The sequence below is a fragment of the Spiroplasma endosymbiont of Thecophora atra genome (assembly GCF_964019735.1).
Lineage (GTDB): Bacteria > Bacillota_I > Bacilli_A > Mycoplasmatales > VBWQ01 > Spiroplasma_E > Spiroplasma_E ixodetis_A.
Map to the genome: position 1 here is coordinate 135054 of NZ_OZ026464.1, position 12207 is coordinate 147260.

Annotated in this window: 17 protein-coding genes; 4 read left to right on the plus strand and 13 right to left on the minus strand. The window is 21.1% G+C overall.

Annotation, left to right across the window (positions count from 1 at the left end):
- Window positions 1–2 precede the first annotated feature (2 nt).
- Window positions 3–197 (minus strand): hypothetical protein, encoded by a 195-nt coding sequence (locus AACL05_RS00715; RefSeq protein ID WP_338986082.1) that lies wholly within the window; start codon window positions 195–197, stop codon window positions 3–5.
- Between the two features lie 40 nt (window positions 198–237).
- Between AACL05_RS00715 and AACL05_RS00720 the strand changes: the two genes are divergently transcribed.
- The gene (locus AACL05_RS00720; protein WP_338960236.1) at window positions 238–1188 is read left to right on the plus strand and encodes an IS30 family transposase; all 951 of its coding nucleotides are present in this window, start codon (window positions 238–240) and stop codon (window positions 1186–1188) included.
- Between the two features lie 19 nt (window positions 1189–1207).
- Here AACL05_RS00720 and AACL05_RS00725 read toward each other — a convergent pair whose 3' ends face one another.
- From AACL05_RS00725 to AACL05_RS00770, 10 genes are all read right to left on the minus strand, one after another.
- Entirely contained in the window at window positions 1208–1339 is a 132-nt protein-coding gene (locus tag AACL05_RS00725) for a hypothetical protein (protein WP_338986083.1), read from the minus strand.
- Window positions 1340–1710: 371 nt separating this feature from the next.
- Window positions 1711–1857 (minus strand): hypothetical protein, encoded by a 147-nt coding sequence (locus AACL05_RS00730; RefSeq protein WP_338961757.1) that lies wholly within the window; start codon window positions 1855–1857, stop codon window positions 1711–1713.
- Window positions 1850–2125, minus strand: coding sequence for a hypothetical protein (locus AACL05_RS00735; protein ID WP_338961759.1), 276 nt, complete (start codon window positions 2123–2125; stop codon window positions 1850–1852). Before AACL05_RS00735 ends, AACL05_RS00730 begins: the two co-directional genes overlap by 8 nt.
- 17 nt (window positions 2126–2142) lie before the next feature.
- Window positions 2143–2985 (minus strand): RecT family recombinase, encoded by an 843-nt coding sequence (locus AACL05_RS00740; protein WP_338986084.1) that lies wholly within the window; start codon window positions 2983–2985, stop codon window positions 2143–2145.
- 204 nt (window positions 2986–3189) lie between these two features.
- Window positions 3190–3366: a hypothetical protein gene (locus AACL05_RS00745; protein WP_338961762.1), complete on the minus strand. Its 177-nt coding sequence runs from the start codon at window positions 3364–3366 to the stop codon at window positions 3190–3192.
- Complete coding sequence (locus tag AACL05_RS00750; RefSeq protein WP_338961764.1) at window positions 3353–4009, minus strand: PD-(D/E)XK nuclease family protein; 657 nt, start codon at window positions 4007–4009, stop codon at window positions 3353–3355. The genes AACL05_RS00745 and AACL05_RS00750 overlap by 14 nt, the downstream gene beginning before the upstream one ends.
- Window positions 4002–4124, minus strand: coding sequence for a hypothetical protein (locus tag AACL05_RS00755; protein WP_338961765.1), 123 nt, complete (start codon window positions 4122–4124; stop codon window positions 4002–4004). The genes AACL05_RS00750 and AACL05_RS00755 overlap by 8 nt, the downstream gene beginning before the upstream one ends.
- Before the next feature lie 18 nt (window positions 4125–4142).
- A complete protein-coding gene (locus AACL05_RS00760; protein ID WP_338986085.1) occupies window positions 4143–4319 on the minus strand; it encodes a hypothetical protein in 177 nt (58 codons plus the stop codon).
- Window positions 4320–4334: 15 nt separating this feature from the next.
- On the minus strand, window positions 4335–4544 hold the full coding sequence (locus AACL05_RS00765; RefSeq protein WP_338961769.1) for a hypothetical protein: 210 nt from the start codon (window positions 4542–4544) through the stop codon (window positions 4335–4337).
- A gap of 355 nt (window positions 4545–4899) precedes the next feature.
- Complete coding sequence (locus tag AACL05_RS00770; RefSeq protein WP_338961770.1) at window positions 4900–5250, minus strand: hypothetical protein; 351 nt, start codon at window positions 5248–5250, stop codon at window positions 4900–4902.
- Window positions 5251–5460: 210 nt separating this feature from the next.
- On the opposite strand from AACL05_RS00770, the gene AACL05_RS00775 reads away from it, so the two are divergent.
- Window positions 5461–6411 carry an IS30 family transposase gene (locus AACL05_RS00775; protein WP_338960236.1) on the plus strand — a complete coding sequence of 317 codons (951 nt, stop codon included), beginning with the start codon at window positions 5461–5463 and terminating at the stop codon, window positions 6409–6411.
- A 314-nt stretch (window positions 6412–6725) separates the two neighbouring features.
- On the opposite strand, the gene AACL05_RS00780 is transcribed toward AACL05_RS00775, so the two are convergent.
- Window positions 6726–8330 carry a lipoprotein gene (locus AACL05_RS00780; RefSeq protein ID WP_338961771.1) on the minus strand — a complete coding sequence of 535 codons (1605 nt, stop codon included), beginning with the start codon at window positions 8328–8330 and terminating at the stop codon, window positions 6726–6728.
- Window positions 8331–9419: 1089 nt separating this feature from the next.
- Between AACL05_RS00780 and AACL05_RS00785 the strand changes: the two genes are divergently transcribed.
- Window positions 9420–10514, plus strand: a complete 1095-nt coding sequence (locus AACL05_RS00785) for a hypothetical protein (RefSeq protein WP_338961772.1) — start codon at window positions 9420–9422, stop codon at window positions 10512–10514.
- Window positions 10515–10533: 19 nt separating this feature from the next.
- Entirely contained in the window at window positions 10534–11448 is a 915-nt protein-coding gene (locus AACL05_RS00790; protein WP_338961774.1) for an ABC transporter ATP-binding protein, read from the plus strand.
- A gap of 12 nt (window positions 11449–11460) precedes the next feature.
- Here the strand turns inward: AACL05_RS00790 and AACL05_RS00795 are convergent, their stop codons facing one another.
- Complete coding sequence (locus tag AACL05_RS00795; protein ID WP_338961775.1) at window positions 11461–12060, minus strand: hypothetical protein; 600 nt, start codon at window positions 12058–12060, stop codon at window positions 11461–11463.
- Window positions 12061–12207 lie beyond the last annotated feature (147 nt).

A 12207-nucleotide genomic window follows, 5' to 3' on the forward strand; every position in this document is an offset into this window, starting at 1 on the left:
TTTTATTCTCCTTTTATAAATTTAAATTGCATATTTCCTACTGTATCTCGATTATTACCACAAATAATTAAATATCCAGTATTATTTTCTAATATTCATGAATAATAAATATATTGTGGATATAATTTTGGATGCTGAGTTATACTTGTAAGTGCAAGTAAATAAAATTGCAAAAAATTCTCATATAAAAATTTCATAATGCTAAATTTAGTTTAGAAAAAAGTAAGGAGTTTTTATATGAGTTATAAACATCTTGGCATAGATGAAAGGATTTATATTGAGAATCAATTGAAATTTAAATTTAAAATTAGTGAAATAGCTAAAAATCTTAATCGAAGTATTAGTACTATTATTCGAGAAATTAATAGAAATAAAGATAATAATCATTATTTTTCATTAATTGCACAAAATAAAGCTGAAAATCGAAAACAATCACATATTAGTTTTCATAAGTTTAAAAATAAGAATTTAGTAAAATATGTACAACAAAAATTACTATTAGGTTGATCACCTGAACAAATTTATGGCAGAATTAAAAATTTTCATAAAGAGTGAGTTATTAGTTTTAAAACAATTTATACTTGAATTTATTTTGGAATGCTTGATAAAGTTACTAGTAAAAATTTAAGAAGAAAAGGTAAAAAACGAAAATCTAAAGAAAATCGTGGCAAGTTTAATGGTAAATCAATTAAAGAACGAGATATAAATGTTAATGATCGTATAACACTTGGTCATTGAGAAGGAGATACTATAGTATCATCACGAGGTAAAAGCAAATCATGTTTAATAACTTTAGTTGAAAGAGTATCACGATTTACTTTAGCAATATTAGTTAAAAACAGAACTACTAAAGTTATTAATAAAAATGTTAGTTATTATTTATCAATTCTTCCTAAAAACATTGTTAAAACTATTACTTTTGATCGTGGCAAAGAATTTTCAAATTGACAACAACTTGAAAAAAATTTAGATATAAAAATTTATTTTGCCAATCCATATTCACCTTGACAAAGAGGTACTAATGAAAATACTAATGGTTTAATTAGAGAAAAATTTCCTAAAAAATTTATTTTTTCAAAAACTAATAAAAATGAAGTTCATAAATTTATATTGTCTTTAAACCAAAGACCAAGAAAAATACTAAATTATCTTTCACCAATCGAATATTTGGATAGAAAAATAATTTAGTTGCACTTACCTTTACAATTTAGCGATATAAATTTAATGCTAATAAATAACATAAAGCATCTTCTTTATTTTTTAATAATCCAACTGTTGGACATTTTATTTCTTTTGGACTTTTTTCATTATAAAATCATTCAGTTCTAATATTTCTCATTATTTCACATCCTTTTATGAACTCATCAGCACCGTAAATAAACGGTGGACTATAGAATTATAATGTTATCCAAATTTTAATAATTCTATAGTTTCGTTCTGTATAGAGATAAAATCTCTGTTATAGTTAGGACTTACATTGACATATTTTAAGCAAGAATAAAAAATAGGGAATAGGAGTTAGAAAGGATATATGTCAAATGCCTAAATATTAATTATTGTTTACTTTCCTTATCTTTATTTAGTTCTTTATTTTCGTATTCTATAAAGCAGATTTCATGCATATATCATTTTATTTTTTTGAATCAAAAAATTTTTCTATAATTTCTTATTCAATTACCATCCATTATGAATTTTTTACAATAATTACATTTATAAATTATCATTATCAAATTCTCCATTTTCTATAAATTCAAGTACTTTATAATAAGCAGTAAGTTTACCTGCTTCTTTTAAAGAATCACATAAACAAATACTAATTTGTTTATTTAATCAAATAATTAATTTTTCTTTATTCATTATCAAATACACCTCTTTCTAAATATTCAATTATTAATTCCATATCTAATGTGTCATGTTCAATTAAATATTCAATTAATTTTTCTTTATTAATACAATTTTTATGTCTTGATTTATTAATTTCATCAACTATTTTTCTATGAATAGAACAGTATACTCTGCCATATTTATCTGGTTTTTCTTCTGATTTATTTTCACATTGTATTTGTATATTATCTACTTTATTTTCTATTAAAGTTTCTAATGATTCAGTTCACATACATGTCATGATAAATTTACCTTTCATTAAACTTCAAAATTTTCTATAATTTCTTCTTCTTTTTCTAATTCTTTTAATTTAGATAAGGTAGAATTTAAATCAGTATTATCAATATTATTATTTGAATTAATAATTTTAACTTCATCACCATTATTATCTTTATAAGCAATAGTTTCTTCATCAATTACTACACCTTGGTCTAATTGAAGTGCTAAATTAATATCATCTTGATTATTTAATACAATAATTGGTGTTTTATTAATTTCTCGAATAAGTGCTTTTACAACAGTTTTTAAAGCCATTTGGTCAAAAGCAGAAGTTCATATATGATTTAATTTTCATTCTTGACTTTTTTTATTATAAGTTTTGCCATATTTATCTTTATGTTGATTAATTTCTTCAACAGTCATTCCTTTATAAAAATTATTAATTTTACCATTTTTATCTAAAAGAGAAATATAACAATAATAACCAATTGTATTAATACTTTTTCTTTCAAAAATTAATGCTGGATTAATTTCTCATTTATTATTTTCTTTATTAAATTTATGTGCAGTTGTTATTTTTTCTCTTTGAAAATCAATTACTAATCCAGTTCTTTGTAATAATGTTAATCAACCATCTTCTTGAATTTGTACTTGTAATTCATCACCATAAGGTATTAATGCTAATTCTTTTTTAATTGGATTAATAGAAAGATTTAACTTATATAAATTAATTAATGCATTAATTAAACTTTGTGTATTCATAGTTTTTAAATCTTTACTAGAATTTATAATCATTTCATAATAATTTCTAAATTTTACATATTCTTCTTTATTACTTTTAATAAAATTAGGAATTTTTAATTCATTTTTATTATTACTCATTAGTTGATTCTCCTTTTTTATTTAATATTTCTAAAATTTCATCTAATTTTTTATTAATTTTGCCTATATGTTTTAATAAAATTAAAATTGATTTATCCATGATTGTCATCCTTCTTATTACTTGTTATTTCATCAACTATTTTTTCTAAACATTTCATACATCAATTTTTACTTAATCAAATTCTTTTATTACAATATTTACATTTATTCATACTTATTTATCCTTGTTTTTAATAAACTTAATTCATATTTAATTTGTTTTCTAATTTCAAATTCAATTACTTCATCATGCGAATATTCTAATAATTCATTTAAATATTTAATATTTTCTTTAATTTGTTTGATTGTTAATTCGTTTTTTATTTCATTAAATGTTTTCATTTTTATCTTCTCCTTTAAAATATTTTGTTTTTGCATTCATTCATTCAATTATTAATTCATTTGTTATTTCTATTTTTATTTCTTGTTGACTATTTTTATTAGTTAAATAAACATAAGTTTTATAAGATGGAGTTATACCATTCTCAAGTAACATACAATAATAAGCAGTTAATTGTAATTTAATTCTTTTTAATTTATCTTCATCAATACAAGCATATGTTTTATAATCAACTAAATAATATTTATTTTCTTTTTTATCTAAATAAACTAAGTCTGGAGTTCCAGCAATTAAATTATCAGTAATAGGTTTTTCAATAATAAATTCATAATTATTTTTATCTTTAAATTTTTCTTTTAAAAATATAAGTGATTTTTTACAATAAGAATAATTTATATTATTTGTTAAAGGTTTTAATTTTTTTAATAAATTATTAATAATATTTTCTTCATTAATATTTTGTAAATATAATTCATTAAGTTTATGAACTCATTTACCACGAACTGAAGCATTTTTTAATACTTCTCGGGCTATATGACTATATCCAAAACCTAAATAATTATCAATAATTCTAGAAACTGATATTAATTCTTTATCTTCTAAAAAATATTGATGTGTTTCTTTTTTAAAAATTAATTTACTCATATTTATTTCTACCTATTAATAATCAAAAACATTTATTACATAATCTATTACCAAAAGAAGATTGTTTTCTATATTTATCACAAGAACCAACCATTCTATATTCTCTATATTCCATAAATATTTTTCCTTTCAATTAATGTTTAGAAGCAATAATTATTAATGTTAAAATCATAATAATAATTCCAATTGTTAAAAATATAATTTTACTTTTTCATGATTTTTTATAAAATTCTTTTTGTTCTTCAATTAATTCAATTTGTTCTTTTAATAATTTATTTTGTAATTCTTCATTTTCTTTTTCTTCTTCCATTTTTAATTCCTTTCATTAATTAAGTTTTTTATTTAATTCCTTATTATTTAAATTTATGTCTAATTCCATTACTAATATTTCATATTTTTCAATATAAGCATCTTTGAATAAATGATGTTTATAATTTCTATGAAAGTTAGTAGCATTTTCTACAGTTGAAAAAGCCTTATATTTTATTTGACCTGTATAATTAACTTCATATTTTAATAAGTAAATATATTTCATATTTATTTTTCTCCTTTATTTTATTTATTGTGTTATGATATTGTTAATGAGGTATGTATTTATATATAAACCCCCTATTTTTTTAAATAATACAAATGTAATTATTAATATAGATTAATGGGTTATTTACTGAGCCATAATAAGGCTATTCAAATTAATCTATAATTACATTAAGCGATACAGTGTAACATTTTAACTTGCTTAACATTAAATGCTCTTTTATACTGATATAGAAGTATTTACATTTCGTACTCACTATTTGACTTCTACGACAGTTTTATGAAGTTTTAATCTTTTAACAAAAAAAGAACGATAGTTATATCGTTCTTTGTTATTTCTAAATCTATCTATTAAATTAATGCGCCCCATTATCATAACCAATGTTTAAATTATTTTGTTGCTCATTATTATTTCTATTTATTAACCAGTTCCTAATTGTAACTCCACATCTAAGACCTGTTATAGCACCTAATAAAAAAAGTCCTACACCGACACTATTGAGATTACTAGCATCATTGTTTTTTATTAAACCATATATTGCACCAACACCCAAGCCCATTGTTGAAAGTAATGTTGATGATAACATTGTGATACAACAACAACCAAAATCTTTTTGTAAACAACTTGTATTTGTACTTGTATTTGTCATATTTGCTCCTAATAAACGTGTTGTTTCATTTCTTGATTGTTCTGTTGAATTATTCATAAATCTCACTACTCCTTTACTTAATCAATTTTATTTAATAATTAATTGTTTTTAAATTTAAAAAATTAATGAATATGTTGTGTTATCAACATATTAATTATAGTTAGCTGAGTTATACTTGTAAGTGCAAGTAAATAAAATTGCAAAAAATTCTCATATAAAAATTTCATAATGCTAAATTTAGTTTAGAAAAAAGTAAGGAGTTTTTATATGAGTTATAAACATCTTGGCATAGATGAAAGGATTTATATTGAGAATCAATTGAAATTTAAATTTAAAATTAGTGAAATAGCTAAAAATCTTAATCGAAGTATTAGTACTATTATTCGAGAAATTAATAGAAATAAAGATAATAATCATTATTTTTCATTAATTGCACAAAATAAAGCTGAAAATCGAAAACAATCACATATTAGTTTTCATAAGTTTAAAAATAAGAATTTAGTAAAATATGTACAACAAAAATTACTATTAGGTTGATCACCTGAACAAATTTATGGCAGAATTAAAAATTTTCATAAAGAGTGAGTTATTAGTTTTAAAACAATTTATACTTGAATTTATTTTGGAATGCTTGATAAAGTTACTAGTAAAAATTTAAGAAGAAAAGGTAAAAAACGAAAATCTAAAGAAAATCGTGGCAAGTTTAATGGTAAATCAATTAAAGAACGAGATATAAATGTTAATGATCGTATAACACTTGGTCATTGAGAAGGAGATACTATAGTATCATCACGAGGTAAAAGCAAATCATGTTTAATAACTTTAGTTGAAAGAGTATCACGATTTACTTTAGCAATATTAGTTAAAAACAGAACTACTAAAGTTATTAATAAAAATGTTAGTTATTATTTATCAATTCTTCCTAAAAACATTGTTAAAACTATTACTTTTGATCGTGGCAAAGAATTTTCAAATTGACAACAACTTGAAAAAAATTTAGATATAAAAATTTATTTTGCCAATCCATATTCACCTTGACAAAGAGGTACTAATGAAAATACTAATGGTTTAATTAGAGAAAAATTTCCTAAAAAATTTATTTTTTCAAAAACTAATAAAAATGAAGTTCATAAATTTATATTGTCTTTAAACCAAAGACCAAGAAAAATACTAAATTATCTTTCACCAATCGAATATTTGGATAGAAAAATAATTTAGTTGCACTTACCTTTACAATTTAGCGTTAATATAATTAATACTTTTTATATAATTTTTTATTTTATAAATAAGATTTTCAATTTTTTGATTTTCATTATTGATAACTTATCATCTCTTAAATTTGAACATATTTACAATTTTTATTTTTGTTCATCATAAATGCAATCTATGCTAAATTTTAAAAATTAAAATCAAAAAAGATTTCATTTTAAAAAAATATTTAATATATAAAATTAGTAATTTTTCAATTAAAAAACTACTAATTTTTGTATTATCTATCTTTAAGGTTTAATAATTTTTTTTAAATTATTATATTAACTTCAAACATTATTATTATCACCCTCTATTACCGCATAAGTTGGAGCAAAAGAATATGCTAAAGATAAAACATAACCATTAAAATACATTCAAATATCAACAGTACCTAAAGACAAATTATCTATAATATATTTATTATTTTTTAATTTAGAATTTAATTGCGTGTTTTGTCATCTAAGACCTTTTTGCCCTAATTCATGACAATTAATTAATTCTAGTGAATCATTATTTTGAAAAAAACGATTCTTTTTTGCTAAATCAGTAGTTTTATCTTTTAAATATTTTAAAGTATCACTAAAATTATTATTTTCGTAAGCTTTAAAATCATTTTTATTCATTTTCATTGTAAAGTCACCTTCAAACTTACTGATAGTAAGACGATTGTTTCAAATACCATCTTTAGAACAAAATTTGGCTAATTTATCAGCAGTATTATTAATTCGATCTTGTGTTGACATAGTATCGCGGATGACAACAGGAATTTTAATAGGGTCTAATGTTAAATTATAATATGTTCAACTATTAATTTCAAATTCTCCAAACAAACTTACTTTATCTAGATCTGAAATAATTTTGTTTCTATATTTTCAATTTTCAAATTTATTTTCAAAGGTTTGTGCATATGAATTAGCTTTATTAGTAAAAATTGATTTAACATCAGAACCTGATTGATTTAAAAATACTTTTTGTGCCATACTTTGAAAATCATTTTGTGTTTCTTTAGTGACACTTCAATTATTATTATTATTTGGCAATTGATAATTATGAAATTTCGTTTGATCACGAACAATAAACTTAGCTCCCAATTTTGTTTTTATTTTTTCTAAAATGTCTTCTTTTAACTCATTACTGTTTCATCATTTTGAAATATTTCATTTTAAATCTAAGGTAGTTTCGACAGTATAATCTTTTAAATTATCTTCAATTTTACTTGCTACTTTTTCAATTACGCCTTCAGTATTAGCATTTTGATTAATAAAGTTTATATCAAAAAAATCTATACTTAATTCACGATCTAATGTATTACCATCAAAATCTTTTCATTTTAAATCAAATTTTAGGCTTGATTTTAGAAGATTTCAAGATTCAATTTGATACTTTTCTTTATTATAATCATCCATCCCAAAAGCATTATTATTTTTTCATTCATTAAATTCGACTTTAGTAATTTTTGATTTATCAGTATTTAATTTTAAAATTTCATTAATATTAATACCAGAAAATAATGATTTTAAATTAGAATCATTACCTAGTTCAGAACCAAAATTACTAATGTTTTCTTTAATTACGTCATAAAAATGTTTAGTTAAATCTTGATTAGTAATTTCTTGATTATCAGGAATATTATTAATTTGATTTAATAGTTCTTGTCCAGAACTAGCAAAGTTATCTGGTCTTAAAATATTTTTTTTCTCTTTTATTAGATCCCCAAATAAACTATTAACTTTTTCTTCTGCTATTTTTAATAAATCAGTATCACTCTGTTCTTTACCATGCTCTTCTGGTATTGGTTCATCATTATTTCCACCACAAGCAATAATATTTGTAGTAGCAGTAGTACTTAAAATTATTGCCCCCAAAATACTTAATAATTTTTTCATAATTTATACCCCCATAAATAAATCTTTTTATATAATTAAATATATTCAATACAACTATTATTGACATTAGTAATAAAAATCAAACTTGGATAAAATATGTTTTTAATTTAACAAATTAAAGACATATTTAAATTGTTGAATATATTTACTTCATTTTATATTATTCTAAAATTGTTTTTTATATTATGTTTTAAAGTTTTATAATAAACACTAATAATATCATATTTAGTGATTTTTTATAAGTTTTTTTATGTTTTTACTTATTTTATTTTTTAAAATAATAACTAGTTTTAAAATTTAACATTTACTGTATTTAATACTATTAAAACAAGATTTATTATATAAAACATAGTAAAATTCTACTAAGAAATTTTTCATATTATGCTTAATATTGATTATATAATTGCTAGTATATATTGTTGTTTCTAAATTAATAAAATTGTTTTTTTAAATAAAAATATTATAAACTAATACATTGAGAGGTTATTTAAGAGAGGTATGGTTGAAAAAGCAAATTTAGGTAAATTATTAGAGTTTATTTTTATTAAGGTTTATTATTCTTTTATTACAGTTTTTTTATTTATTTTATCAATATTTATATCTTTAACAATATCTATTGTTTTTTTTACTTTGAAATTAAGTTCAAATACTTTTTTCATTATTTTTCAATATTATATTATGATTTTGTATAGCATTTTTCTTTTTATTTTTGCTTTAATGAATTCTATTAAGTTATTTGGTACACAATTTGAAGATAATTCTTTTCTTCTAATACTAACAAGGCCATATTCAAGAAAAGTAATTATCCTTTCACAATATTTCGTGTTATTTTTATCTTCATTATTTTTTATCGTATCTAATATTATTACTTTATTAGTTTTTGGAGGCATCATAGGAGTAATTCTAAAAATAATATATATTAAATTTTATATTTTAATTATTTTAAAATTATTTCTTTTTTTACTTTTTTTCTCAATTTTAGTAACTAATGGATCGGTAGCTATGTTAGCGTTTTTTTCATCAGAAAAGGTTTTTTTAATATTTGTTATTTTTTGTAGTTTATTCCTTTTGGGTGGTTTGCCTTCTTCTTTGATATTAAATAAAACAGAAAATTTACCAATTTCTTTTAAAGAAGGTGTTGGACCTTATTTGGTTAAACAAATTAAAGAAGCAATGTTATTTAATAAATATTATAAAATGGGATTAATTCGTTATCCTAATTTAACTAAAGATATTGCTGATTTTTATAATAGTTTAACAATTGATGAATTACAAAATATTAATAAAAAGGAAGTTATTAGTAAAAGACAAGATTTTTATAAAAAAGAAGGATTTCTTTTAAATAGTTCATTTAATAGTGGTGAAATGGAAGGTAAAATTGATGTTTGAAATGGACATAATGATTTTAATGGCAAAACAGTTAAAATAGTTTTAGTTTTTAATAAATACTTTATTAATTTAAAAGAATTAAAACAAAAAATTGAAGAATCTAATAACGATACTCAAAAAGATTTATTTCAATTATATGAAGATTATAATAATGAATTTGAAATTAATAATTTTTGTTATTTACAAAAATCAAAAATACCTGATTTGTTAGAATATGATCTTGCTAAATCTTATGTTGAGGAAGGTAGTAATAAAAAAACATTAACTAGTGATGATTGAACAAGAGCTTTTAAAGATGGTGGATATTATGTTAAATTTAGCAGTCCATTACGTAACAAATATGATAATCTTTTTTTTAATCCAATTTATATTTTATTAAGAACTGTGGAAGATTACATTTATAATCAAATATGAATTTATTATCAAGTTAAATCAGAAAAAGTTTTAAATGATGAAAATTTTATTGCATTTAAAAATAATATGAATTTATATACTTTGATTAACTATTTTAATTTTATTGAGCATTGAAACCAAATGTGAACAAATTATATGGGATGTTATGGTAATTTTTGATTTAAACCATTAGCTTTATCAAGTATTGATTTTAATGTTCAAAAAAATACTTTATTTAGTTATCCTGATTTTACTTTTCATTTAAATAGCGAATATAAAATTGATGTTAATAATACTACAAGCATACAAAATAATTTGATTGTTAGTTTATTTTACGGTGTGTTGTGTATTGTTTTATTTTTCTTATCATTTTGTTTTTTCTTAAAAAAGAATATTGGATAAGTTAGTTAGGAGAGTATTTATGTCAACAAATGATAAAAATAAAATTTTAATTAATGTTCAAAACTATAGTAAAAAATTTAAGAAATTTCACATAAATAATATTAGCTTTACTGTATTTGAAGGAACTATTCATGCTTTAGTTGGCCGTTCAGGAAGTGGTAAATCAGTACTGTTGAAATCAATTATTGGTGCTATTCCAATAAGTAATTACGAAGGATTAATTACCATTAATGGCTATAAAGCGGGAACAACTTTTTCAAAAAATAGTTTAGGCTATTCTTTGAATATAGAAAATTTTCCTCAGGGATTAAGTGCTTATAATTTTTTGAAATTTTTAGGTAAAACAACAATAATTTCAGAAAGTAAATTACTAGTAAATTTAGAAAGATTATTAAAAAATTTTGGTTTATGAGAATCACGTAATAAATCTTTAAATTCATTTTCTTCAGGAATGAAAAATAGAATTATGTTGATTGTTGCCCTAGCACATGATCCAAACCTAGTTATTTTAGATGAACCAGGAGCTAATTTAGATTCAGAATCAAGAAAATTTTTTACTTCTGTTTTACAAGATTTAAAAAAAGAAGGAAAAACTATTTTATTAACAACTCATATGATTGATGAAACAAAAGATATTATTGATAATTGTACTATTATTGAATATGGTAAATTAATTTATACTGGGCCAATTGATAAATTTGGAGTTGGTAAAATTTTTGTTTTAAAAACAAGCAATAATCTTGTAGCATCATCACTTTTAAGTTTATATAATTTTCAATTTAAATATAATAAAGATACTGATAGTATTTTAATTAAATTAATTGATAAAAATTATATATCACAACTTAATTTTATTTTGAGTGAAAAGAAAATTGTTATATATGATTTACATGAAAAAGAATTAGATTTATTTTTTATCAATTCATTTTTTTAATTTATTTTTATTTTATAAATAAGATTTTCAAATTTTTTGATTTTCACTTAAAACATGTGCAGCAGGAGGATATTCATCAGCTAATTTGTTGATTGCATTTACCATTACTTCTTTTTGATAATTATTATTAAATTGTAATTCTTGTTTTGTTTTTTTCCTTTTTTGATATAATTTTTGATTATATATTTTCTTTTTTGCTTTCACTTCAGGTCTTTGCTCATATTTTCGTTTTTTATCTTTATTTTTTTGATATCAAGCTTGATCATATTTTTGCTTTCTTGCTTTCACTTCGGGTCTTTGCCAATATTTTTTCCTTCTTGCTTTCACTTCGGGTCTTTGAGCATATTCTTTCTTTTTTGCTTTCACTTCAGGTCTTTGCTCATATTTTCGTTTTTTATCTTTATTTTTTTGATATCAAGCTTGATCATATTTTTGCTTTCTTGCTTTCACTTCGGGTCTTTGCCAATATTTTTTCCTTCTTGCTTTCACTTCGGGTCTTTGAGCATATTCTTGATTTTTTGCTTTCACTTCAGGTCTTTGATTATATTGATTTATTTTTTCTTGATTTTTTTGATATTTTTCTTGATCATATTTTCTCTTTTTTGCTTTCACTTTTTCTTATACTCTTTTTGTTTTTCATTATTCATAAATTTATCACCCCTTAAATCTGTGTCATTGTTTCAGATTTACAATTTTTATTACTGTTTAATTTTTTTTGGTCATCACAAATTAAAATCTTCTTTAAACTTTAAAATGCAA